Raw genomic sequence first — 23,783 nt, 5'->3', positions numbered from 1 at the left:
ACGGCCGGCCCGCCGGGGGGCCCCCGGCCCCGGGGCGGGGGGGGCGGCCGCGCCCCCCGCCGCGGCGGGGGGGGGGGGGGGGGCCCGCCACCCCCCCCCCCCCCCCCCCCCCGCCCCACGCCGGGCTCACTGCGAGCCGCGGAAGTCCGCCCCCTCGACGATCAGGCCGGCCACCAGGGCCCCCGTCATCCCCGCGTGCGCGAGCCCGCCGCCGGGGTGCGCCCAGCCGCCCGCGAGGTACAGCCCGGGCAGCCCCGTCGCGTTGGCCGGGTACAGCAGGCGGCCCCCGTCGCCCGGCAGGGCCGGGGCGGGCACCGAGCCGCCGAGGGCGCCCGTGGCCGCCTCCACGTGCGCCGGGGTGCGCACCTCCTGCCACAGCAGCCGCCTGCGCAGGTCGGGGACGGCCCGCGCGGCCAGGTCCAGGAGCTTCTCCGGGTCCGGGACCGCCGACCCGCCGGCGGGACCGCACACGGCGCTGACGGTGACCGCCTCGTGGTCCGCGTCGGGCCGGGTGGACGGGTCGTCCGGGCGCAGCACCGTGACCAGCTGGACGGCGGCGGAGCCGGGGGAGTGCACCAGCGTGCGGTGGACGGCGTCCTCGGGCCGCCCGCCACGCAGGGCGAGCATCAGGGTCAGCCGTCCGGGCACCGATCCGCCCCGGGCCTGCACGCTGCCGCGCGGCCAGGACACCGAGCCGGCCGGGAGCTGCCGCGGGTCGATCCCGCAGACCACGAAGTCGGCCGCCGCCTCGGTGCCGTCGGCCAGCCGCACCCCCGCCGCCCGGCCGTCCCGGGCCACGACGCCCTTCACGGCGGCGCCGAAGACGAACTCCACCTTCCGCTCCCGGCAGCGCTCGTACACGGCGGTGGCCAGCTCGCGCATGCCGCCGCGGACGTACCAGCTGCCGAAGGTCTGCTCCATGTACGGCAGGGCCGCCGCGGAGGCGGGCGCCGAGTCGGGGTCCAGCCCGTACGCAAGGACCCGTCCGCGCAGCAGCTCCCCGAGCCCGCCGCCCAGCTCGCGCCGGGCCACCTCGGCCAGGGTCGGCTGGCGGCGGCGCAGCAGGCCGCTCCCGCGCAGCGCCGGGTAGGGGTCGCGGCCCAGGACCTGCCAGTCGGGGCGCAGCGGCTCCTCCAGCAGGGGGCGGCGGGTGGCGTCCCAGGTGTCGCGGGCGCGGCCCAGCAGGTCGTTCCAGCGTTCGCCCGCGCCGGCGCCGAAGGCCCCGTCGAGGGCGGCGGCGACCCCGCCCCGGGAGGCGCCGGGGAGGGTGACGGAGGCGTGGTCGAGGACGTGCCGGACGGCCGGGTCCACCTGGACCATGCCGACGCAGTTCTTCAGCGGCCGCTTGCCGGTCTTCACGAACAGGTCGCGGTAGACGGCGGGCAGGTGCAGCAGCCCCGGTCCGGTGTCGAATGCGAAGCCGTCGCGCTCGTACCGGCCCAGCGCGCCGCCGTACGTGGAGCCGCGCTCGTAGACCGTCACCCGGTGGCCCGCCACCGCCAGCCGCGCCGCCGTCGCCATCGCGCCCATGCCGGCGCCGATCACCGCAATTCTTGCCATGGCGCTGAGCCTATCGAGCGGGCGTCGCGCCCATCGAGCGAGGTCAGCGGGTCAGTACGGCGGTGCCCCCCGGACCGCCTCCATCCGCTTCTCCTCGCGGCGCTGGGCCCGTCGCCGCCAGAAGCGGCGGATCCGGCTCCAGAGGTAGACCAGCAGCGCGAGGCCGGCGGCGAGCAGGCCGCCCGCGACGACCGCGGCGGCCGTCGGGTGGAACAGGGCGAAGGTGACGATGCCGGCCACGCCGAGGTCCTCGGCGCCGCTCAGCACGATGTTGCTGAACGGCTCGGGTGAGGAGTTGACGGCCATCCGCGTGCCGGCCTTGACGAGATGGCTGGCCAGCGCGGTGGAGCCGCCCAGGGCCCCGGCGGCGATCTCGGGCAGGGTGCCGCTCTGCCCGGCCAGGAGCGCGCCGACCACGGCGCCGGCGGCCGGGCGGATCACGGTGTGGACGGAGTCCCAGACGGAGTCCAGGTACGGGATCTTGTCCGCGACGGCCTCGCACAGGAACAGCACGCCCGCCACGACGAGCACGTCGGTGCGCTGGAGGGAGGCCGGGACCTCGTCGGTCAGGCCGGTCGCGCCGAAGAGGCCGAGCAGGAGGACCACGGCGTAGGCGTTGATCCCGCTGGCCCAGCCGCTGGTGAAGACCAGGGGGAGCACACTCACACCGGCATCATGCCGCAGCGCGGGGGGCCGGGGAGTCCGGGGGGAAAATCTGCGGCGGAAAACCGTGAGGGGACGGCCGCCATCGCGCGGCCGTCCCCTCATCGGACGGAGAACGGGTGCGGGGCTAGTGCCCCTGCTCGTCACGGCGGCGCTGCCACCGTTCCTCGATCCGGGTCATCATCGACCGACGCTGCCGGTTCCGCCCGCGGGCCGAACCGCCTGCATTTCCGGAGACGGGCTGCTCGCCGGGCTTGGGTGCCTTGCGCCAACCGGTGACCACGAGGACCGTACAGGCCAGCATGACGAGGAATCCCACCACGCTGATCCAGAGCACTTCCTGCCAGATCACACCGGTCATGAGGAGCGCGATACCCACCACAATGCCTACGACTGCCTGGTAGACCCGTCGCCGGGTGTACGTGCGCAGTCCACTGCCCTCAAGCGCTGTCGCGAACTTGGGGTCTTCGGCGTACAGCGCTCGCTCCATCTGCTCGAGCATTCGCTGCTCGTGCTCCGAGAGCGGCACGGGAGTCCTCCTCATCCGTCGGTCGCGGGGGGTAGCGACCAGGGGTCCCCTTCAGGATAGGCGGGGAATCGCCCCCGTGACACCCGCCCTCTACGCCACATTCTGCAAATCGCTGAGCGAGAAAACCACTGCGGGACAAGCCCTGAGTGAAACGTACCGTCACCAGCGCGGTCACTGGGGCGGTTATTCCCCGATGAGCGGTCCGCCATGCCGTGCGGTGGTTCGATCATACGGGTCACGGCGAGGAAACGGAGGGGTCTCGGGGAGGTCGCCCGGCGGGCCCGCGGATCAGGCGGGCTTCTCGCCGAGGACGTGCAGCTGCGTGGCCACGGCGTGGAAGGCGGGCAGCTCGGCGGCGGCCTCCTCCAGGCGCATCAGCGCCTCCACCGCGCCCGGCTCGGTGTCCACCAGCACGCCGGGCACCAGGTCGGTGAAGATCCGTACGCCGTGCACGGCGCCGACCCGCAGGCCGGCCCCGCCGACGAGCTCCGCCAGCTGCTCGGCGGTGAAGCGGCGCGGCACCGGGTCGCCGGCGCCCCAGCGCCCGGCCGGGTCGGTGAGCGCGGTGCGGGCCTCGGTGAAGTGCCCGGCCAGCGCCCGGGCCAGGACGGCCCCGCCCAGGCCGGCGCCGAGCAGGCTGAGGACGCCGCCGGGGCGCAGCGCGGCGACGGCGTTGGCCACACCCTCGGCCGGGTCGTCCACGTACTCGAGCACGCCGTGGCAGACGACCACGTCGTAGGCGTCCCGCTCGACGACGTCCAGCAGGCCCTGGGCGTCGCCCTGGACCCCGCGCACCAGGTCGGCGACGCCTTCCTCGGCGACCCGGCGCTCCAGCCCGAACAGCGCGTTCGGGCTGGGGTCGACGACGGTCACGCGGTGGCCGAGCCGGGCGACGGGCACGGCGAACCTGCCGGTGCCGCCGCCGGTGTCGAGGACATCCAGCACATCCCGCCCGGTCGCCTTCACCCGGCGGTCGAGGGCCTCCTTGAGGACCTCCCACACCACGGCGGTGCGGAGGGAGGCACGGGGGCGGGAAGTGTCCGACACGGCTGATGACTCCTCGGCGGCATGGGTGGCGGGGTGCGGTGCGTGCCCCACCCTATTGCCTCGGCCGACCGCGCAGCTCATCCCACGTCCGGACGCTCCGGACGAGGCTGCGGCAGGGGCTGTGCCACGGGTTGCAGCGCGAGCATCCGCTCCACCAGGCGCAGGAACATCCCGGCCTCCCGTACGAGGTCGTCGGCGTCCCGGCCCGTGGCCGCGTCCCGTATGCCCGCCTCGGCCCGGGCCCGGCGGGCGGCGCCGGAGGCGAACAGGGCGCTCCACTCGGCCAGCTCCGGCGCCATCTCCGGCAGCACCTCCCACGCGCTGCGGATCCTGGGCCGCCGCCTGGGGTTGACGGGCTCGGGCCTGCCGCGGGCGGCGAGCACCGCCGCGGCGGTGCGCAGGGCGGCGAGGTGGGCGGTGGCGTACCGCTCGTTGGGCCGGGGCAGCAGGGCGGCCTCGGCCAGGCCGCTGCGGGCCTTGGCGAGCAGGTCCAGGGCGGCCGGGGGTGCGGCCGACCTGCGCGGGACGGGGTGGACAGGGGACGGGGACGGTGTGGCCATGACGAACCTCCTGTCGTTGCGTGGTGCTCGGCGGTGATACCGGGTGGTGCGTCCGTTGTTGCGTGGATCCATCGTGACGCCCCCCACTGACAATCACTCTGACCTGCTCTTTCACCCCCAAAGTCCCCCTCCTGTACCGACCTTGGCCCGGCAGCTGCTAGTTTTTGAACTGACCGGTCAGTTCAAAAGGAGGGGGAGGGCGTGGACAGCCCGCACGGAGCCGCCGTCAAGGCCGAGGGCTTCGGACTCAAGGGCCCGCGCGGCTGGGTCTTCCGCGACGTCGGCATCGACGCGGCGCCCGGTACGCTCATCGCGGTCGAAGGGCCCTCCGGCAGCGGCCGCACCTGCCTGCTCCTCGCCCTCACCGGGCGGATGAAGGCCACCGAGGGCCACGCCGAGATCGGCCGCCACCGCCTGCCGAAGAAGATGGCCGCGGTCCGCCGCATCGCCGCACTCGGCCCGGTCCCCGGGGTCAACGACCTCGACCAGGCCCTCACCGTCGCCGAGCAGCTGCGCGAGGGCGCCATGCTCCAGCGGCGCTACGAAGCCCCGGTGCGCGCCCTGCTGCGCCCGCGCGGCGCGCACCGCGCCCCGGCCCCGGCCCGGATCGAGGAGGCCCTGGCCGTCGTCGGGCTCGACCCCGCCGCCCTGCCCAAGGGCCCGCGCACCTCCGTGCGGGACCTGGAGCGGCTGGAGGCCGTCCGGCTGTCCGTGGCCATCGCCCTGCTGGGTGGCCCCCGGCTGCTGGCCCTCGACGACCTCGACCTCAAGCTCTCGGACGCCGAACGCACCGAGGCCTGGGACATGCTCCGCTCGGTCGCGGCCCGGGGGACCACCGTCGTCGCGGTGTGCAGCGAGGCCCCGGACGACGCCACGGTGGTCCGCACGGGCCCGCCGGCCGAGTCGGCACCCGCCCCGGAGCGGGCCGCGACGCCCCCCGCCGTGACCCCGGAGGTCACCTGGGGCGCCTCCCGCCCGGCGGAACCGGAAGCCGGAACGGAACCCGGGGAGAAGGCCGCCGCGCCCTCCCTCACCCAGCCGGACGCGAAGCCGGAAACCAAGCCGGACGACACCGAGGCCGCGGACCGCACCGGAACGGGCACCGGAACCGACGCAGACGCAGACGCAGAAGACGACACGAAGGGGGCGGACGATGCGCTCGCCGAAACTGGCCGCGCTTGAGCTGAAGCGGTTCGGGCGGGGGAAACTGCCCCGGGCCGCCCTCGTCGCGCTGCTCCTGCTGCCGCTGCTCTACGGAGCGCTGTACCTGTGGTCGTTCTGGGACCCGTACAAGCGCCTCGACCACGTCCCCGTCGCCCTCGTCAACGCCGACAAGGGCGCCACCGTGGGCGGCGAGCACCTCGACGTCGGCGGTGAGATCACCAGGAACCTGCGTGAGCGCAAGACCTTCGACTGGCGCGTGGTCAGCGCCGACGAGGCGGCCAAGGGTCTGGAGGACGGCACGTACTTCCTCTCCCTGACCATGCCCGCCGACTTCAGCGAGAAGATCGCCTCCAGCGGCGGCGCCGACCCCACCACCGGGGCCCTCCAGGTCCGCACGAACGACGCCAACAACTACATCGTCGGCTCGATCTCGCGCACCGTCTTCTCCGAGGTCCGCTCGGCCGCCTCCACCAAGGCCTCCCGCAAGTTCCTCGACAAGATCTTCGTCTCCTTCTCCGACCTGCACGACAAGACCGCCGAGGCCGCCGACGGAGCCGACAAGCTCAAGGACGGCGCGGGCAAGGCCCAGCAGGGCGCCCAGGACCTCGCCGACGGCCTCGACACGGCCAAGGAGAAGTCCGGCGAGCTCACCGGGGGCCTGAACAAGCTCAACTCGGCCGCCGGCCAGCTGGAGACCGGTACGCGGCAGATCGCCGAGGGCACCCAGAAGGTCGCCGACCTGGCGAACGGCGCCGCCGACAAGGCCCGCCCGTTCGTCAAGGACCCCAAGAACCTCGCGGACACCGCCAAGCTGGTCGCCGACACCGCCCACGTCGTCAACAACCACCTCGACAAGGCGGCCGAACGCGCCCCGGGAGCCGCCGCGGCCGCCAAGCGCCTGTCGGGCCTCGCCGACTCCACCTACGGCCAGTACTGCGCCAAGCCCGGCCCGCAGCTGCCCGCGGGTCTCTGCGAGGCCCAGAAGAAGATCAAGGACGACGCGGCCGAGGCCGCCCTGCTCACCGGTGACGTGAACACCGTCCTCGGCAACTCCAAGGGCGACCTCACCAAGCTCAGGGAGCAGCTGACCAGCCTGGAGAACAAGGCCCGCGAGCTCGCCGACAAGGCCCCCGGCCTCGCCGGCGACCTCAACGGGGCCGTGGCCCAGGCCAACGCCCTCAACGACGGGGCCCACAAGGTCGCCGACGGCATGGTCAAGCTCCACAACGGCATCGGCTCCGCCGCCGGCGGCTCCGGCAAGCTCGGCGAGGGCGTCGGCAGGCTCGGCGACGGCGCCCAGCAGCTGGGCGGCGGCATGGTCAAGCTGGTCGACGGCACCGGCGAACTCGCAGGAGGCCTCCACGACGGCGCCGGCAAGATCCCGGACTACGACCAGCGGCAGCGCGACGCCCGCACGCAGGTCATGGCCGACCCGGTCCAGCTCGCCAGCGACCCGCTGCACAAGGCGCCCAACTACGGCACCGGCTTCGCCCCGTACTTCATCCCGCTCTCCCTGTGGGTCGGCGCGATGGTCGCCTACATGCTGATCGCCCCCATGAACAAGCGGGCCCTGGCCGCAGGCGCCTCCGCCTGGCGGATCGCCTTCGCCGGCTGGCTGCCCGTGGTCGGCCTCGGCGCCGCGCAGGTGGGCGCGCTGATGTCCGTCCTGCACTGGGGCCTCGGCCTGAAGATGGCCCACCCGGCCCTGACCATCGGGTTCCTGGTCCTCGTCACCGCCTGCTTCGCGGCGATCATCCAGTGGCTCAACGCCAAGTTCGGCGCCGCCGGCCGCATCCTGGTCCTCGCCGTCCTGATGCTCCAGCTGACCTCGGCGGGCGGCACCTACCCCGTCCAGACCAGCCCGGACTTCTTCAACGCCATCCACCCGTACCTGCCGATGTCGTACATCGTCGCGAGCCTGCGCCGCCTCATCACCGGCGGGGACCTCACCCCGGTGTGGCAGGGCGGCCTCGTCCTGATCGCCTTCACGGCCGGCGCCCTGGCCCTCACCGCCCTCGCCGCCCGCGGCAAGCAGGTGTGGACGATGGACCGACTGCACCCGGAACTGAGCCTGTAAGGGGCTGTTGACCTGTGAGAATCAGCGCCATGGAAAGCAGCAGCACCACCGCCGGCGGGGCCCGGCGGCAGGCCACGCGACAGAAGCTGTACGAAGCGGCCGTCACCCTCATCGCGGAGCAGGGCTTCTCCGCGACCACGGTCGACGAGATCGCAGAGCGGGCGGGCGTGGCCAAGGGCACCGTCTACTACAACTTCGCGAGCAAGACCGAGCTCTTCGAGGAGCTCCTGCGGCACGGGGTGGGTCTGCTGACCGCCTCGCTGCGGGCGGCGGCCGACGAGACGGAGGCCCGTGGGGGCAGCCGCATCGAGGCCCTCGACGCGATGATCAGGGCGGGCCTGGTCTTCATCCACCGCTACCCGGCCTTCACCCAGCTCTACGTCGCCGAGCTCTGGCGGACCAACCGCGCCTGGCAGGGCACCCTGATGGTGGTCCGGGGCCAGGCGGTGGCCGTCGTCGAGTCGGTGCTGCGCGAGGGCGTCGAGCGCGGCGAGCTCAGCGCCGAGATCGACGTGCCGCTGACGGCGGCCGCACTGGTCGGGATGGTGCTGGTGGCCGCGCTCGACTGGCAGGCCTTCCAGAGCGAGCGCTCCCTGGACGACGTCCACTCGGCGCTGTCGCTGCTGCTGCGGGGGCGCGTGAGCGGGAGCCGGTGACCCCCGGTCGGCGGTGCCGCCCGGGGGGCCGGGCGGCGTAGAACTGAGTATCCGTACCTAGGCACACAGATGAGTACGCGTACGGATGGGCTCCCACCTGCGGAAACAGCAGACTGGGGGGAGGGGACAAGGGCGGGTCGGACCGCACCGCGGACACGGGGCCGCGGAGCGGACCGGCCACCGCCCGGGAAACAGAACGCCGGCGCGTCCGGGCTCGGGGGGAACGAGCCCGGCCGCACCGGCGTCTTCCGTCTCCCGGGGGCTCAGCCCCGGACCCCGGCGGCTCAGCCCCGGTCGCGCAGCGGCAGGCGGACGCGGCCGCCGAGCCGGGCCGCGGCGGCCGACACCGAGGACAGCCGGGCCGACACCGCGGCGGCCACCCGCGCCCCCGACCGCGGCAGCAGCAGCGCCCGCAGCCGGGCCCCGCGGCCGACCCCGGCCAGCAGCGCCGCCCGGGCCGCGAGGACGTCCGCGGCCAGCCCGGGGTACGAGAGGTCCGCGCCGGGCGGGGCGTACAGCGCCCGCTCGACCGCGCCCGCCACCCGGTGCACCGCCTCGGCGGCCCCGCCCTCCAGCCGGCCCAGCAGTACGACCCGCCCGGCCGCGCCGCGCGGCGACAGCGCCTCGTCGGGCGGGACGCCCACGTCCCAGGCGCAGTCGCCCAGCTCCCGCCAGGCGGCCAGTACGTCGCCCGTGCCCAGCCGCCGCCGGCACACCCGGCGCCGCCACAGCAGGGGCAGCAGCGGCAGCCCGGCCACCGCCAGCGCCACCGCGGTCCAGCCGAGGGCCGTGCCCGCCGACACCCCGCCGGACCCGGACCCGGTGCCCTGCCGGGCCACCGGCCCGCCGCACTCGCCGAGCTTCTTCTGCTGCGGGGGGCACGCCTCGGCCTGCGAGGGCGCGGGCGCCGGGGCCGACGCCGACTGCGAGGGCGCCGCGGACGGCGCGGACGGCTGCGGGGCCGGGACCTCGGGACGGCTGTACTCCGGCACCGTGATGCCCGAGCGGGGCGTCGGCTCGAACCGGGTCCAGCCCACGCCCTCGAAGTACAGCTCCGGCCAGGCGTGCGCGTCCCGCATCGAGACGTTCACCGTGCCGTCGGTCTGCTTCTCGCCCGGGGTGAAACCGACCGCGACCCGCGCCGGGATGCCCAGCGTCCGCGACATCGCCGCCATCGAGAAGGCGAAGTGGACGCAGAAGCCCTCCTTGTCCTCCAGGAAGCGGACGATGGCCTGCGAACCCGTGCCCGAGGACACCTTCGTGTCGTAGCGGAAGCCGCCGGTCACGGCGAAGAAGTCCTGGAGCTTCACCGCCCGCGAGTAGTCGTCCTTCGCGCCCTGCGTCACGCGCCGCGCCGTCTCCGCCACCACCGGCGGCAGGTTGTCCGGCAGCTTCGTGTACTCGGCGTGCACGGCCGAGTTGGCGGGCGGCGCGGACTGGAGCTGCTCCGCCGTGGGCCGCAGCAGCAGGCTCCGTACCGTGTACTGGGCGCCCTGCACGTTCTGGAAGCGGTCCTTGGCCAGCTGGTCCCCGACCAGGGTCCGGCCGGCCGGCTCGAAGCGCCACTTCCCGCCGATGTCGACCTGCGTGGCCGGGTACGGCATCGGCAGGTAGCGCTGGGCGTACGTGTCCGCCGCCGAGACGGTGGTGCGCACCTCGACCGCGGTCGCGCGGACCTCCTCGGCGAGCCCCGCCGGGTTCGGCAGCCGCTGCGGGACGTCCGTCAGCGGGCGGGCGGAGGCCTCCCACTTGACCCCGTTGAACTCGTCGAGGGCCAGGATCCGCAGGTACTGCTCACCGAGCTGCGGGCTGTCCGTGCGGTACTTCATCACGACCCGGTTGTCCTGCGCGTTCAGGCTGCTCTGCAACGAGACCAGCGGGTTCACCGCCGAGATCGTGCCGCCGCCCCCGCCCGCCGAGGGGGAGTCCTCGCCCGGGGTGCCCAGCATCCCGCCGCCCAGCGACGGCAGCGCGGCCGGCACCGCCAGTGCCAGGCCCAGCGCGACCGCGCCGATCCGCCGCCCGGTGCGCACGGGCGCCACGGCGCGGGTGCCCCCGGCCCCGTTCGCACCGTAGCCGGCGCCGGCGCCGGCGGGCGTGCGGGCGCCCGGGGCCCCGCCGAAGACCCGGCCCCACTGGGCGAGCCGGTCGCGGCCCTCCGACAGCAGCATCATCAGGTAGCCGGCGCCGGCCAGCAGGAACGCCAGCCAGGTCTGGCCCCGCCCGGCCGACAGCCCGGCGGCGACCGAGTACAGGGCCAGCAGCGGCAGGCCGGCCGCCGCGGCCGACCGCATCGTCACCGCCAGGAAGTCCACCAGCAGCCCGATCGCCAGCACCCCGGCCAGCAGCAGCAGCCGGATGCCGTCCGTCAGCGGCGCCGGTATGGCGAACTCGCCCACGTCCCGCACGCCCTGCTGGAACAGCCCGGCGAAGTCGGTGACCAGGAAGGCCAGCGGCCCGCTCCCGGTGGACTCGGCCTTCCCCGCGAAGAGGAACAGGAGCAGCAGCAGCGACACCAGCAGCTGCGCGGCCACGGTCAGCCACCGGGCCAGCGGCACCCGCCGCGCCCCGGCGCCCACCGCGGCCTGCACGGCCAGCAGCAGCGCCGCCTGGAGCAGCCAGCCGGTGGTCTCCACCAGCGGGGCCAGCGACCAGGAGGTCAGCAGCGTCGCCAGTGCCGCGAAGAGCGTCACGCGCGCCCGCCCGCTCATACCGTTCCTCCGGGGGTCCGCATGCCGAGGTTCCCGGCCTGTCGCCACAGTTCGGGGAAGGCGGCGCCGGGCGGGACGGCCAGGGCCGTCCAGCCGGCGTCCCGCAGCCTGCGCAGCCGCTCCTCCACGTGCGAGGGCGCCCCGGTCCAGAGCGCGGGGTCCAGCACGAACGCGAGCGCGGCCGCGCTGCGCTGGCGCATCCGGGCCGCCATCTCGGCCTGCTCGTCGTCGAGGTCGCCGAAGAAGGCGACCAGCAGTCCGTCGCCGCCGGAGGAGCCGGAGCCGGTCCCGCCGCGCAGGGCGTCGTAGGCGCGGCCCAGGCCGCTGCCCTCGGAGTGGCCGACGACCGCGAGGGTGTCCATCATCAGCCCGGCCGCCTCGGCGGACTCCGGGCCCGTGCCGGAGGTCCCGCCGGCGAAGGCGCCGGCGCCGGGCACCGCGTCGCCGGTGTCGGTGAGCAGCCGTGCCGCGAAGCCCTGTTCGAGCACGTGCAGCAGGGTGGAGGCGGCGGCCGACACGGCCCACTCGAAGGCGGAGTCGGGGCCGGCGCCCTCGTGGGCGAGGTGGCGGGTGTCCAGCAGGACGGTGGCCTTGCTGCGCTGGGGCTGTTCCTCGCGGCGGACCATCAGCTCGCCGTAGCGGGCGGTGGAGCGCCAGTGGACCCGGCGCAGGTCGTCGCCGCGCCGGTAGGTGCGGGGGATCACGTCGTCGTCGCCGGCCAGGGCCAGGGAGCGGCGGCTGCCGTCGCCGTGGCCGCCCGCCTCGCCGGTCATCCGGACCGCGGGCAGGGGCTGGGTGCGCGGGACGACGGTGAGGGTGTCGTAGGCGCTGAAGGAGCGGGTCAGCTCGACCATCCCGAAGGGGTCGGTCAGCCGCAGCTGGAGCGGGCCCAGCGGGTAGCGGCCGCGCAGGTCGGAGCGGACCCGGTAGGACACCTCGCGGCGGCCGCCGGGCTCGACCCGGTCCAGCACGAAGCGGGGGCGGGGGCCCAGGACGTAGGGCACCCGGTCCTGGAGCATCAGCAGCCCCGTGGGCATCCGCGAGACGTTCTCCAGCCGCAGCTGCACCCGGGCCTCGCCGCCGGCGGGCACCCGCGGCGGGCTCAGCCGGCGGCCGGCGGTGACCTGCTGGCGGGTGCGGTGCAGGGCGAGGACGCAGATCAGGGGCAGGACGACGAGCAGCAGTCCGACCCGCAGCAGCTGGTCCTGTCCGAGGACGTACGCGCAGACGGCCGCGGCGGCCCCGGCCGCGAGGAACGAGCGGCCCCGGGTGGTCAGCCCGGACAGCGAGGCGCGTACCCCTCCGGGGTTCCCGGCCTGCCCGCCGGCGCCGTGCGGGGCACCGGCGCCCATCAGAAGCTCCGGGCGCCCGCGCCGGGCGGCACCTCGCCGCGGGTGTGCGTGGCCGGGACGGGGGTGCGCTGGAGGATGTCGTGGACGACCTGCTCGGCGGTGCGCCGGTTCAGCTGGGCCTGCGCGGTCGGCAGGAGGCGGTGCGCGAGGACGGGCGCGGCCAGCTGCTGGACGTCGTCGGGCAGCACGTAGTCGCGGCCGGACAGGGCGGCGGAGGCCTTCACGGCGCGCAGCAGGTGCAGGGTGGCGCGGGGGGAGGCGCCCAGGCGCAGGTCGGGGTGGCTGCGGGTGGCGGACACCAGGTCGACGACGTAGCGCTTGACCGGGGCCGCGACGTACACCTCGCGGACGGCGTCTATGAGCTTGACGACGTCGTGGGCGTGCGCGACGGCGGTGAGGTCGTCGAGCGGGGAGAGCCCGCCGTGCACGTCGAGCATCTCCAGCTCGGCCTCGGGGCTGGGGTAGCCGACCGAGACGCGGGCCATGAAGCGGTCGCGCTGGGCCTCGGGGAGGGGGTAGGTGCCCTCCATCTCGACCGGGTTCTGGGTCGCGACGACCATGAAGGGGCTGGGCAGGGCGTAGGTGGTGCCGTCGATGGTGACCTGGCGCTCCTCCATCGACTCAAGCAGCGCCGACTGCGTCTTGGGGGAGGCACGGTTGATCTCGTCGCCGATGACGATCTGGGCGAAGATCGCTCCGGGCTTGAACTCGAACTCGCGGCGCTGCTGGTCGTAGATGCTGACGCCGGTGATGTCCGAGGGCAGCAGGTCCGGGGTGAACTGGATGCGCTGGACCGAGCAGTCGATGGACCTGGCCAGGGTCTTGGCCAGCATCGTCTTGCCGACGCCGGGCACGTCCTCGATGAGCAGGTGGCCCTCGGCCAGCAGGACCACCAGCGCGAGGCGGACGACCTCGGGCTTGCCCTCGATCACGCGCTCGACCGACTGGCGGACCCGCTCGGCCGTGCTGGTCAGATCAGCGAGGCTCGCTCGGTCGTCGTACGTGGTCACCTGGTTCTCCTCGGCCCTTTCCCAGGGCCGACGCGCATGGCACGCGGTCCGGCCCACCCCGCAACACGGACGCCGCCCCGGAGGGGTTCCGGGCGACGTCCCACCGCATTCTTGACGGCGTCCGGCGCTCTGTCACTCAGGTGGCCGGATCGATCTCCCGCAGGAGCCCGGTGTGCACGTCGAAGACGAAGCCTCGCACATCGTCCCGGTGGGGCAGGAACGGGTTGGTGCGAACCCGCTGCATGGACTGGCGCACGTCCTGGTCCACGTCGCGGAAGGCCTCCACCGCCCAGGCGGGGCGCTGGCCGACCTCGTCCTCCAGCTCGTGCCGGAAGTCCTCGGTCAGGCTTTCGAGGCCGCAGCCGGTGTGGTGGATCAGTATCACGGTCCGGGTGCCCAGGGCGCGCTGGCTGATGGTGAGCGAGCGGATGGTGTCGTCGGTGACCACGCCGCCGGCGTTGCGGATGGTGTGGCAGTCGCCGAGCTCCAGGCCGAGGGCCTTGTGCAGGTCGAGACGGGCGTCCATGCAGGCCACGACGGCCACGTGCAGCACGGGGCGGGCGTCCATGCCGGGGTCGGCGAACTCCGCGGCGTAGCGGCGGTTGGCCGCGACGAGCCTGTCGGTGACGGAGTCGCCGCCGGAAGCCGCGGGCGCGGGGTATGCGGGCAGGGATGCGGAAGTCGTCATGCCTACGACGGTAGTGGCCACGGGCTGTCCGGGCAGGGGGTGAGGATGCACAAAGAAGGTCAACGATGCTTGTTGTGAGCTAACCCACATGAGTGGGAAGGAGGCCGCCGTCCGGGTGATTCGCGGCTTTTGCGGGTGCGCCGGAGCGGGGGCGCACCGCGCGCGGGGCGGTTCGTTGACCGGGGCGGGCGTTGCACTAAAGTGACGCGAACCGGCCGGAGCCCGGCCCCACCGGCCGCCCGGCCCCCTGGTAACACTCCGCGTGCGCGGCGCGGCGTATGCCTGCCGCGCCGTTATCTGAGAGGGCGCTTTGACTAGCGAGTCCCGACATGTCCCGGTGATGCTCCAGCGGTGCCTGGACCTGTTGGCCCCGGCGCTGGAGAGGCCGGGGGCCGTCGTCGTCGACTGCACCCTCGGCCTCGGCGGCCACAGCGAGGCCCTGCTGACCCGGTTCCCCGAGGTGCGCCTGATCGGCCTCGACCGCGACAAGGAGGCCCTGAGGCTCTCCGGCGAGCGGCTCGCGCCCTTCGGTGACCGGGCCACCCTCGTCCACGCGATCTACGCCGACCTCGCCGAGGTCCTCGACGGCCTGGGGCTGCCCGCCGTCCAGGGGATCCTCTTCGACCTCGGCGTCTCCTCCATGCAGCTCGACGAGGCCGACCGCGGTTTCGCGTACGCCCAGGACGCACCCCTGGACATGCGCATGGACCAGACGACCGGCATCAGCGCCGCCGAGGTCCTCAACACCTACGCCCCCGGCGAGCTGGTCCGCATCCTGCGCCAGTACGGCGAGGAGAAACAGGCCAAGCGGATCGTCTCGGCGATCGTGCGCGAGCGCGCGAAGGAGCCCTTCACCAACAGCGCCCGCCTCGTCGAGCTGATCCGCGACGCGCTGCCCCAGGCCGCCAAGCGCACCGGCGGCAACCCCGCCAAGCGGACCTTCCAGGCCCTGCGCATCGAGGTCAACGGGGAGCTGGCCGGTCTGGAGCGGGCCATTCCCGCCGCCGTCGACCGGATCTCGGTCGGCGGGCGGATCGCGGTCCTGTCGTACCACTCCCTGGAGGACCGGCTCGTCAAGCAGGTCTTCACCGCCGGCGCCACCTCCACCGCCCCGCCCGGGCTGCCCGTCGTACCCGAGAAGTACCAGCCGAGGCTGAAGCTGCTCACCCGCGGCGCGGAACTGCCCACCGAGGAGGAGATCGCGGAGAACCGGCGGGCCGCCCCGGCACGGCTGCGCGGCGTCGAGCGCATCCGCGAGGCGCGGCCGTGACCAAGGCCGGGAAGGCGGGGAGGGCCGGGAAGGCGGCCACGCTGACCCGCGGGCAGGCGGCCCGCCTCGTCCGGCCCCGCCCCGCCGGGGCCGGACCCGCAGGCGCCCGGCAGGCGGCGAGGATGCCGTTCGTGCTGCTGGTCGTGGCGCTGCTGGCCGGGGGCCTGATCAGCCTGCTCCTGCTGAACTCGGCGCTCAACCAGGGCTCCTTCCAGCTGAGCAGGCTCAAGAAGGAGACCACCGCGCTGACCGACGAGCAGCAGGCGCTCCAGCGGGACGTCGACGGCTACTCCGCCCCCGACGCCCTCCAGCGGCGGGCCCGCGAGCTCGGCCTGGTGCCCGGCGGCAGCCCCGTCTTCCTCGGCCCCGACGGAAAGACCGCCGGCACCCCGGCGGTGGCGGAGGCCCCGCCCCCGCCCTCACCGACCCCGGCGCCCTCGGCCCCGCCGGTCTCGCAGCCCCCGTCCCCGGCGCAGCCGGCCGCCTCGCAGAACCCCGACACCCCGGCTCCGTCGGCCCCGAGCGGTACCCCGACCCCAGGAAGGTGACGTCGTGACGCTGACCCCCGCCGGGCCCCCTGCGGGGCTGGTCCCCCACCCGCCCTTCCACCGTTCCCGCCCCGGCCGCCGGCGCGGCCACGGACACGGCGCCACCGCGCCCGCGCCTCGAACGCCGACGAGGCCGGAAGCGCGCTGCGCGCACCCCGGCCCGCAGGCGACGGCCCGGGCGCGCCGGGATCCGGCCCCGCCGGCGTTCGTCCCGCTGTGGGCACCTCCAGCGGCAGCCGGTGGAGGGTCTGGGGAGGGAGCCCCCAGGAGCCTGGGCGGAGCCCCCCGGGGCCGCCGCGGAGCGCACCGGTGAGCCGCGAGGAGCCCCCGCGGCGGGTCCCGGGCCTGGGCAGGCCCCGCACCGGCGCGAGGCCCCCCGCGCAGCGCACCCCGCACACGATCCGGCTCGGCAGCCCCAGGCCGCGGCTGCGCCTGGTCGGCGTCGGGCTCACCCTCGTGATGCTCGCCTTCGTCGTCCGGCTCCTCCAGGTCCAGGCCGTCGACGCCTCCGCGTACTCCGCCAAGGCCACCGAGAACCGCTTCGCCAGCTACGTCCTGGCCGCCGAGCGCGGGGAGATCACCGACCGCAAGGGCGTCGCCCTGGCCACGAGCGTCGACGCGTACGACATCACCGCCGACCCGAAGATGTTCACGCCCCAGGAGAGCAAGGCCCCCGACGCGCCCGAGCAGGCCGCCGCCCTCCTCGCGCCGATCCTCGGCAAGGACGCCAAGGAGATCGCCGCCCGGCTGAAGACCAAGGACACCCGCTACGTGGTCCTGGCCCGCCGGCAGACCCCCCAGGTCTGGAACCAGATCAAGGACCTCAAGAAGCTCTTCGCCGACAAGGCGGCCGCCGACAAGCGCCGCAACGGGCCGGGCGCCAACGTCATCGCCGGGGTCTTCAACGAGAACAGCAGCAAGCGCGTGTATCCCGGCGGCGACCTCGCCGCCGGGATACTGGGCTACGTCAACGCCGAGGGCAAGGGCGGCGGCGGACTGGAGTCCGCCCTCGACAAGAAGCTGGCCGGCAAGGACGGCGAGATCACCTACGCCCAGTCCGGCGGCCGGCGCGTGCCCACCGCCGGGTCCCACGAGAAGCCCGCCGTACCCGGCGACGACATCGAGCTGACCATCGACCGCGACATCCAGTGGGCCGCCCAGAGCGCCATCGCGGAGCAGGTCGAGAAGTCCGGCGCCGACCGCGGCTACGTCGTGGTCCAGGACACCCGCACCGGCGAGGTCCTCGCCATGGCCAACGCCCCCGGCTTCGACCCCAACGACCTCACCCGGGCCCGCTCCACCGCCATGGGCAACGCCGCCCTCCAGGACGTGTACGAGCCCGGCTCCACCGCCAAGGTGATCTCCATGGCCGCCGTCCTGGAGGAGAAGAAGGCCGCCCCCGACACCCACGTCGAGGTCCCCAACCGGCTGCACCGCGGCGACCGGCTCTTCAAGGACGACATCGACCACCCGACCTGGTACCTGACCCTCAACGGGGTCCTCGCCAAGTCCTCCAACATCGGCACCATCCTGGCCACCGGCCAGCTCGGCGCCACCCAGTCCGAAGCCAACAAGGTCCTGTACTCCTACCTGGACAAGTTCGGCATCGGACGGCCCACCGGCCTCAACTACCCCGGCGAGTCCCGCGGCATCCTCGCCAAGCCGGAGGCCTGGTCCACCTCGCAGCAGTACACGATCCCCTTCGGCCAGGGCCTGTCCCTCAACGCGATGCAGGCGGCCTCCGTCTACTCCACCGTCGCCAACGGCGGCGTCCGCATCACCCCCACCCTGGTCCGCGGCACCAAGGGCCCCGACGGCCGCTTCACCCCGGCCCCGGCGCCCGAACGGACCCGCGTCATCAGCCAGGAGACGGCCAAGAGCCTCTCCGAGATGCTGGAGTCCGTGGTCGACGACCAGGAGGGCACCGGAACCAAGGCGAAGATCCCCGGCTACCGGGTCGGAGGCAAGACCGGCACCTCCAACCGGGTGGATCCGGCCACCGGCCGCTACAAGGGCTACACGGCCTCCTTCGCCGGCTTCGCCCCCGCCGACAACCCGCGGATCACCGTCTACTGCGCCATCCAGAACCCCACCAAGGGCAGCTACTTCGGCGGCCAGATCTGCGGCCCGATCTACAAGACGGTCATGGAGTTCGCACTCAAGACCCTCCAGGTCGCGCCCACCGGAACGGCCCCCGCCGGCCTCCCGGTGACCTATGGAACCGGCCAGCCGCCCGCCGCCCCGAACAGCGCGCAGCCCAGTCCACAGCCCTGACGGCGAACCGACCGTCCCACCACCCACGCGTGAGGCTCCATCAGTGACAACGATCACCCCGAAACCCGGGAACCAGACGGCCGAAGGCGCCCAGGACGGGCCCTCGCTTCGCGAGCGGCCCGCCGCGCCCGGTACGCTCACCGCCGTGCCCCACGCTGATCAGCCCAGAACCGCCCAGAAAGACGCCCCGGCAGCGCCGCCGGGAGCGCCCCGGCCCGTGAACGCCCGCCCGACCCCTCTGGGCGAGCTGGCCGGCCTGCTGGGTCTGCCCGAGTCCGGCTCCGCTCAGATCACCGGCATCACGCACGACTCCCGTGCCGTGCGCCCCGGCGACCTCTACGCAGCCCTGCCCGGCGCCCGGCTGCACGGCGCCGACTTCGCCGCCCAGGCGGCCGCCCTCGGCGCCGCCGCCGTGCTGACCGACCCGCAGGGCGCCGAACGCGCCGCCGCGACCGGCCTGCCCGTGCTGGCCGTCGAGGACCCGCGCGGCCGGATGGGCGAGCTCGCCGCCGAGATCTACGGCCGCCCCGGCGAAGCCCTGCTCCAGCTCGGCATCACCGGCACCTCCGGCAAGACCACCACCGCGTACCTCGTCGAGGGCGGTCTGCGCGCGGCGGGACGGGCCACCGGACTGGTGGGCACCGTCGAGATGCGCATCGGTGACGAGCGCATCAAGTCCGAGCGCACCACCCCCGAGGCCACCGACCTCCAGGCCCTGTTCGCCGTGATGCGCGAACGCGGCGTCGAGGCCGTCGCCATGGAGGTCTCCAGCCACGCCCTGGTGCTGGGCCGGGTCGACGGCTGCGTCTTCGACGTCGCCGTCTTCAACAACCTCAGCCCGGAACACATGGAGTTCCACTCCGACATGGAGGACTACTTCCAGGCCAAGGCGCAGCTCTTCACCGAGCGCCGCGCCCGCCTGGGCGTGGTCAACGTGGACGACGAGTACGGCCGCCGCCTCGCCAAGGAGTCGCCGATCCCGGTCGTCACCTTCTCCGCCGCCGGCGACCCGTCCGCCGACTGGCGCGCCGAGGACGTGGTCAGCGGCCACATGGACTCCACCCTGACCCTGGTCGGGCCCGAAGGACGGCGCGTCCGGGCCAAGGCCCCGCTGCCCGGCCCGTTCAACGTCGCCAACACCGTCGCCGCGGTCGTGACCCTCGCCGCCGCCGGACTCGACCCGCAGACCGCCGCCGACGGTGTCGCCGCGGTCCCCGGGGTCCCCGGCCGCCTGGAGCGCGTCGACGCGGGCCAGCCGTACCTGGCCGTCGTCGACTACGCCCACAAGACCGACGCCGTCGAGTCGGTGCTGCGCGCCCTGCGCGAGGTCACCACCGGCCGGCTGCACATCGTCCTCGGCTGCGGCGGCGACCGCGACACCACCAAGCGGGGCCCGATGGGTGCCGCCGCGGCCCGGTACGCCGACACCGCCGTCCTGACCTCCGACAACCCGCGCTCCGAGGACCCGCTGAAGATCCTCGCCGCGATGTTCGAGGGCGCCGTCTCCGTCCCCGCCGAGGAGCGCGCCGCCGTCCTCGTCGACGCCGACCGTGCCGCGGCCATCGCCGCCGCCGTCGCGCGCGCCGAGGCGGGCGACACCGTCCTCGTCGCGGGCAAGGGCCACGAGCAGGGCCAGGACACCGCGGGCGTGGTACGCCCCTTCGACGACCGCGCCGTGCTCCGCGCGGCCATCGAGAACCAGCAGCGCAGCGTCCGACAGGCCGAGGTGAACCCGTGATCGCCCTTTCCCTCGCCGAGATCGCCGACATCACCGGCGGGCGGCCCCACGACATACCGGATCTCTCCGCCCTGATCAGCGGCCCGGTCGTCATCGACTCCCGCCAGGTGGAGCCCGGAAGCCTCTTCGCCGCCTTCGCCGGCGAGCACGTCGACGGCCACGACTACGCCGAGCGCGCGGTCTCCGCCGGGGCCGCCGCCGTCCTGGCCGCCCGGCCGGTCGGCGTCCCGGCGATCGTGGTCGACGACGTCGAGAAGGCGCTCGGGGCCCTCGCCCGCGCCGTCGTCGGACGCCTCGGCACCGACGTGGTCGCCCTGACCGGCTCGGCCGGCAAGACCTCCACCAAGGACCTGATCGCCCAGGTGCTCCAGCACCACGCGCCGACCGTGTGGACGCCGGGCTCCCTCAACAACGAGATCGGCCTGCCGCTCACGGCGCTCAGGGCCACCGCGGAAACCCGGCACCTGGTCCTGGAGATGGGTGCCCGCGGCATCGGGCACATCGCCTACCTGACCGGGCTCACCCCGCCGCGCATCGGCCTCGTCCTGAACGTCGGCACCGCCCACATCGGTGAGTTCGGCGGCCGCGAGGCCATCGCCCAGGCCAAGGGAGAGCTGGTCGAGGCCCTCCCGGGCGAGGCCGACGGCGGGGTCGCCGTCCTCAACGCCGACGACCTGCTGGTGCGCGCGATGGCCGCCCGCACGAAGGCCCGCACGGTCCTCTTCGGCGAGGCCGAGGACGCGGACGTACGCGCCACCGAAGTGCGGATGACCCCCGCGGGACAGCCCTCCTTCACACTCCACACACCGACCGGGTGCAGCGATGTGACCTTGCGCCTGTACGGTGAGCACCACGTGTCGAACGCGCTCGCCGCGGCCGCCGTCGCTCATGTCCTGGGCATGTCAGCCGAGGAGATCGCCACCGCGCTCTCCGGGGCGGGCACCCTGTCCCGGTGGCGCATGGAGGTCACCGAGCGGGCGGACGGCGTCACGATCGTCAACGACGCCTACAACGCGAACCCCGAATCCATGCGGGCCGCCCTGCGCGCACTGGCCGCCATGGGCGGTGCCGGCAAGGAGGACGGGGGACGTACGTGGGCGGTGCTCGGCCCCATGGCCGAGCTCGGTGACGCGTCGCTGGCCGAGCACGACGCGGTGGGGCGGCTTGCCGTCCGGCTCAACGTGAGCAGGCTCGTGGCAGTCGGGGGCAGGGAAGCGTCCTGGCTGCAGCTGGGCGCATATAACGAGGGTTCGTGGGGTGAGGAGTCGGTGCTCGTGTCCGACGCGCAGGCGGCGGTCGACCTGTTGCGCAGAGAACTGCGCCCGGGGGACGTCGTGCTGGTGAAGGCTTCCAGGTCGGTCGGTCTGGAGCGGGTGGCGCTGGCGCTGCTCGAGGGCGAGGTCGCCGGCCGATGAGGCAGATCCTGTTCGCCGGTGTCATCGGCATGTTCCTCACCGTCATCGGCACCCCGCTGCTGATCAAGCTGCTGGCCCGCAAGGGCTACGGCCAGTTCATCCGCGACGACGGCCCCCGCGGCCACGCGGGCAAGAAGGGCACGCCCACCATGGGCGGCATCTCCTTCATCCTGGCCACCCTCATCGCGTACGCCCTGACGAAGGTCATCACCGGCGAGGAGCCCTCCTTCTCGGGCCTGCTGGTGCTCTTCCTGATGGCGGGCATGGGCCTGGTCGGCTACCTCGACGACTACATCAAGATCGTCAAGCGGCGTTCGCTCGGTCTGCGGGCCAAGGCCAAGATGGCCGGCCAGCTGATCGTCGGCATCGCCTTCGCCGTGCTCGCACTCCAGTTCAAGGACTCGCGCGGGCTCACTCCGGCCTCGACGAAGCTGTCGTTCGTCACGGACTTCGGCTGGGCCATCGGCCCGGTGCTGTTCGTGGTCTGGGCCCTCTTCATGATCCTGGCCATGTCCAACGGCGTGAACCTGACCGACGGTCTGGACGGCCTCGCCACCGGCGCCGCCGTGATGGTCTTCGGCGCCTACACCTTCATCGGCGTCTGGCAGCACCAGGAGTCCTGCGCCAACGCGGTGACCCTGACCAACCCCAACGCCTGCTTCGAGGTCCGAGACCCGCTGGACCTCGCGGTCGTCGCCTCCGCGCTCATGGGAGCCTGCTTCGGCTTCCTGTGGTGGAACACCTCGCCCGCCAAGATCTTCATGGGCGACACCGGCTCGCTCGCGCTCGGCGGCGCGCTCGCGGGTCTCGCCATCTGCTCCCGCACGGAGTTCCTGATGGCGCTCCTCGGCGGCCTCTTCGTGCTCATCACGATGTCGGTCGTCATCCAGGTCGGCTCCTTCAAGCTGACCGGCAAGCGAGTCTTCCGAATGGCCCCGCTCCAGCACCACTTCGAACTCAAGGGCTGGTCAGAAGTCCTTGTCGTGGTCCGCTTCTGGATCATCCAGGGCATGTGCGTGATCGTGGGTCTCGGCCTCTTCTACGCGGGATGGGCAGCGGACAAGTGACCCCCTGGCAGGACCGGAACATCACCGTCGCCGGCCTCGGCGTGAGCGGCATCAGTGCCGCCCGCGCCCTGGCCGGCCTCGGCGCCGTCGTGACCGTCGTCGACGGCGGGGACAGCGAGGGCCACCGGGCCCGGGCCGCCGAGCTGGAGGCCGAGGCCAAGGGCGTCACCGTGCGCCTGGGCGACGCCGAGACCCTCCCCGAGGGCACCGGCCTCGTCGTCACCTCGCCCGGCTGGCAGCCCGACAGCCCGCTGTTCGCGGCCGCCGCCGCGGCCGGCGTGGACGTCGTCGGCGACGTCGAGATCGCCTGGCTGCTGCGCGGCGAGGACGCCGCCCCCTGGCTGGCCGTCACCGGCACCAACGGCAAGACCACCACCACCCAGATGCTGGCCTCGATCCTGCGGGCGGCCGGTCTGAAGACGGCGGCCGTCGGCAACATCGGCACTCCCATCATCGACGTGGTGACCGGCGAGGAGACGTACGACGTCCTCGCCGTGGAGCTCTCCAGCTACCAGCTGCACTGGGCGCCCTCCGTGCGCGCCCACTCGGCGGCCGTCCTCAACCTGGCCCCCGACCACCTCGACTGGCACGGCTCCATGGAGGCGTACGCCGCCGACAAGGGCCGCATCTACGAGGGCAACACGGTCGCCTGCGTCTACAACGTCGCCGACCCGGCCACCGAGCGGCTGGTCGAGGAGGCCGACGTCGAGGAGGGCTGCCGGGCCATCGGCTTCACCCTCGGCGCCCCCGCCCCCTCCATGCTCGGCGTGGTCGACGGGATCCTGGTGGACCGGGCGTTCGTGCAGGACCGGCAGAAGAACGCGCAGGAGCTGGCGCACGTCGACGACGTCAACCCGCCCGCCCCGCACAACATCGCCAACGCCCTCGCCGCGGCGGCCCTGGCCCGCGCCTTCGGCGTCGAGCCGCGCGCCGTGCGCGACGGGCTGCGCGACTTCCGCCCCGACGCGCACCGCGTGGCGTACGTGGACGAGGTCGACGGGGTCCGCTACGTCGACGACTCCAAGGCCACCAACACCCACGCCGCGGAGGCCTCCCTGGCGGCCTTCGAGCCGGTCGTCTGGATCGCCGGCGGCCTCGCCAAGGGCGCGACCTTCGACGAGCTCGTGCAGAAGTCCGCGAAGCGGCTGCGGGGCGTGGTGCTCATGGGCGCCGACCGGGCGCTGATCGCCGAGGCGCTGGCGCGACACGCGCCCGAGGTCCCGGTGACCGACCTCGAACGGACCGACACTGGGGCGATGCTCGCAGCGGTCCGGGAAGCGGCCCGGCTCGCGGAACCCGGAGACACCGTCCTGCTGGCGCCGGCGTGCGCCTCGATGGACATGTTCGCGAACTACAACAAGCGGGGCGACGCGTTCGCCGACGCGGTGCGCGAACTCGCCTCCGGGAGCGCCGCGGACACGGCCTAGCCGAGGGCGCCCGACAGGTTCCCCCGG

Annotated in this window: 19 protein-coding genes; 10 read left to right on the top strand and 9 right to left on the bottom strand. The window is 74.1% G+C overall.

Features of this window, described 5'->3' with window-relative positions; translation table 11 throughout:
• Positions 1-126 precede the first annotated feature (126 nt).
• The 5 genes from ACFY15_RS12415 to ACFY15_RS12395 all read right to left on the bottom strand — a co-directional run bounded on the left by ACFY15_RS12415 (position 127) and on the right by ACFY15_RS12395 (position 4,359).
• Positions 127-1,560 (bottom strand): phytoene desaturase family protein, encoded by a 1,434-nt coding sequence (locus ACFY15_RS12415; RefSeq protein WP_390825450.1) that lies wholly within the window; start codon positions 1,558-1,560, stop codon positions 127-129.
• 51 nt (positions 1,561-1,611) lie between these two features.
• Complete coding sequence (locus tag ACFY15_RS12410) at positions 1,612-2,226, bottom strand: DUF4126 domain-containing protein (protein ID WP_390685703.1); 615 nt, start codon at positions 2,224-2,226, stop codon at positions 1,612-1,614.
• 124 nt (positions 2,227-2,350) lie between these two features.
• Positions 2,351-2,752 carry a DUF3040 domain-containing protein gene (locus ACFY15_RS12405; protein WP_390685704.1) on the bottom strand — a complete coding sequence of 134 codons (402 nt, stop codon included), beginning with the start codon at positions 2,750-2,752 and terminating at the stop codon, positions 2,351-2,353.
• A 288-nt stretch (positions 2,753-3,040) separates the two neighbouring features.
• Positions 3,041-3,799 (bottom strand): class I SAM-dependent methyltransferase, encoded by a 759-nt coding sequence (locus tag ACFY15_RS12400; protein WP_390685705.1) that lies wholly within the window; start codon positions 3,797-3,799, stop codon positions 3,041-3,043.
• 77 nt (positions 3,800-3,876) lie between these two features.
• Entirely contained in the window at positions 3,877-4,359 is a 483-nt protein-coding gene (locus tag ACFY15_RS12395) for an SAV_6107 family HEPN domain-containing protein (RefSeq protein ID WP_390685706.1), read from the bottom strand.
• Positions 4,360-4,560: 201 nt separating this feature from the next.
• Here ACFY15_RS12395 and ACFY15_RS12390 point away from each other — a divergent pair, with 201 nt between their 5' ends.
• The 3 genes from ACFY15_RS12390 to ACFY15_RS12380 are packed head-to-tail and all read left to right on the top strand — an operon-like array spanning position 4,561 to position 8,256.
• Entirely contained in the window at positions 4,561-5,541 is a 981-nt protein-coding gene (locus tag ACFY15_RS12390) for an ATP-binding cassette domain-containing protein (protein ID WP_390825449.1), read from the top strand.
• The gene (locus ACFY15_RS12385; protein ID WP_390825448.1) at positions 5,513-7,600 is read left to right on the top strand and encodes a YhgE/Pip family protein; all 2,088 of its coding nucleotides are present in this window, start codon (positions 5,513-5,515) and stop codon (positions 7,598-7,600) included. The genes ACFY15_RS12390 and ACFY15_RS12385 overlap by 29 nt, the downstream gene beginning before the upstream one ends.
• Before the next feature lie 29 nt (positions 7,601-7,629).
• Positions 7,630-8,256: a TetR/AcrR family transcriptional regulator gene (locus ACFY15_RS12380; protein WP_366456080.1), complete on the top strand. Its 627-nt coding sequence runs from the start codon at positions 7,630-7,632 to the stop codon at positions 8,254-8,256.
• 284 nt (positions 8,257-8,540) lie between these two features.
• Here ACFY15_RS12380 and ACFY15_RS12375 read toward each other — a convergent pair whose 3' ends face one another.
• The 4 genes from ACFY15_RS12375 to ACFY15_RS12360 form a co-directional block, all read right to left on the bottom strand.
• Entirely contained in the window at positions 8,541-10,967 is a 2,427-nt protein-coding gene (locus ACFY15_RS12375; RefSeq protein ID WP_390685709.1) for a transglutaminaseTgpA domain-containing protein, read from the bottom strand.
• Entirely contained in the window at positions 10,964-12,319 is a 1,356-nt protein-coding gene (locus tag ACFY15_RS12370) for a DUF58 domain-containing protein (RefSeq protein ID WP_390685710.1), read from the bottom strand. Before ACFY15_RS12370 ends, ACFY15_RS12375 begins: the two co-directional genes overlap by 4 nt.
• Positions 12,319-13,329, bottom strand: a complete 1,011-nt coding sequence (locus ACFY15_RS12365) for an AAA family ATPase (protein ID WP_390685711.1) — start codon at positions 13,327-13,329, stop codon at positions 12,319-12,321. Before ACFY15_RS12365 ends, ACFY15_RS12370 begins: the two co-directional genes overlap by 1 nt.
• Before the next feature lie 136 nt (positions 13,330-13,465).
• Entirely contained in the window at positions 13,466-14,017 is a 552-nt protein-coding gene (locus ACFY15_RS12360; RefSeq protein WP_390825447.1) for a beta-class carbonic anhydrase, read from the bottom strand.
• Positions 14,018-14,327: 310 nt separating this feature from the next.
• Here ACFY15_RS12360 and rsmH point away from each other — a divergent pair, with 310 nt between their 5' ends.
• From rsmH to murD, 7 genes are all read left to right on the top strand, one after another.
• A complete protein-coding gene (gene rsmH, locus ACFY15_RS12355) occupies positions 14,328-15,287 on the top strand; it encodes a 16S rRNA (cytosine(1402)-N(4))-methyltransferase RsmH (RefSeq protein WP_390685713.1) in 960 nt (319 codons plus the stop codon).
• Positions 15,284-15,835, top strand: a complete 552-nt coding sequence (locus tag ACFY15_RS12350) for a hypothetical protein (RefSeq protein WP_390825446.1) — start codon at positions 15,284-15,286, stop codon at positions 15,833-15,835. The genes rsmH and ACFY15_RS12350 overlap by 4 nt, the downstream gene beginning before the upstream one ends.
• 309 nt (positions 15,836-16,144) lie before the next feature.
• The gene (locus tag ACFY15_RS12345) at positions 16,145-18,109 is read left to right on the top strand and encodes a peptidoglycan D,D-transpeptidase FtsI family protein (protein ID WP_390825445.1); all 1,965 of its coding nucleotides are present in this window, start codon (positions 16,145-16,147) and stop codon (positions 18,107-18,109) included.
• Positions 18,110-18,152: 43 nt separating this feature from the next.
• Positions 18,153-19,847 (top strand): UDP-N-acetylmuramoyl-L-alanyl-D-glutamate--2,6-diaminopimelate ligase, encoded by a 1,695-nt coding sequence (locus ACFY15_RS12340; protein WP_390825444.1) that lies wholly within the window; start codon positions 18,153-18,155, stop codon positions 19,845-19,847.
• The gene (gene murF / locus ACFY15_RS12335; protein ID WP_390685717.1) at positions 19,844-21,262 is read left to right on the top strand and encodes a UDP-N-acetylmuramoyl-tripeptide--D-alanyl-D-alanine ligase; all 1,419 of its coding nucleotides are present in this window, start codon (positions 19,844-19,846) and stop codon (positions 21,260-21,262) included. The genes ACFY15_RS12340 and murF overlap by 4 nt, the downstream gene beginning before the upstream one ends.
• Positions 21,259-22,329, top strand: coding sequence for a phospho-N-acetylmuramoyl-pentapeptide-transferase (mraY, locus tag ACFY15_RS12330; protein WP_079426112.1), 1,071 nt, complete (start codon positions 21,259-21,261; stop codon positions 22,327-22,329). Before murF ends, mraY begins: the two co-directional genes overlap by 4 nt.
• The gene (gene murD / locus ACFY15_RS12325; RefSeq protein WP_390685718.1) at positions 22,311-23,756 is read left to right on the top strand and encodes a UDP-N-acetylmuramoyl-L-alanine--D-glutamate ligase; all 1,446 of its coding nucleotides are present in this window, start codon (positions 22,311-22,313) and stop codon (positions 23,754-23,756) included. Before mraY ends, murD begins: the two co-directional genes overlap by 19 nt.
• The last annotated feature ends 27 nt before the right edge of the window (positions 23,757-23,783 follow it).

This window comes from Streptomyces sp. NPDC001373, assembly GCF_042895815.1.
In the GTDB taxonomy this organism is placed as follows: domain Bacteria; phylum Actinomycetota; class Actinomycetes; order Streptomycetales; family Streptomycetaceae; genus Streptomyces.
The sequence above is the reverse complement of the archived record's forward strand: the minus strand, read 5'-3'. Positions and strand labels throughout refer to the sequence as shown.

Bases quoted from the DNA above. Each gene is read 5' to 3' on its own strand.
- ACFY15_RS12415 (WP_390825450.1), bottom strand. From the start codon at position 1,560: ATGGCAAGAATTGCGGTGATCGGCGCCGGCATGGGCGCGATGGCGACG.
- ACFY15_RS12395 (WP_390685706.1), bottom strand. From the start codon at position 4,359: ATGGCCACACCGTCCCCGTCCCCTGTCCACCCCGTCCCGCGCAGGTCG.
- ACFY15_RS12385 (WP_390825448.1), top strand. From the start codon at position 5,513: ATGCGCTCGCCGAAACTGGCCGCGCTTGAGCTGAAGCGGTTCGGGCGG.
- ACFY15_RS12380 (WP_366456080.1), top strand. From the start codon at position 7,630: ATGGAAAGCAGCAGCACCACCGCCGGCGGGGCCCGGCGGCAGGCCACG.
- ACFY15_RS12375 (WP_390685709.1), bottom strand. From the start codon at position 10,967: ATGAGCGGGCGGGCGCGCGTGACGCTCTTCGCGGCACTGGCGACGCTG.
- ACFY15_RS12370 (WP_390685710.1), bottom strand. From the start codon at position 12,319: ATGGGCGCCGGTGCCCCGCACGGCGCCGGCGGGCAGGCCGGGAACCCC.
- ACFY15_RS12360 (WP_390825447.1), bottom strand. From the start codon at position 14,017: ATGACGACTTCCGCATCCCTGCCCGCATACCCCGCGCCCGCGGCTTCC.
- mraY (WP_079426112.1), top strand. From the start codon at position 21,259: ATGAGGCAGATCCTGTTCGCCGGTGTCATCGGCATGTTCCTCACCGTC.
- murD (WP_390685718.1), top strand. From the start codon at position 22,311: ATGGGCAGCGGACAAGTGACCCCCTGGCAGGACCGGAACATCACCGTC.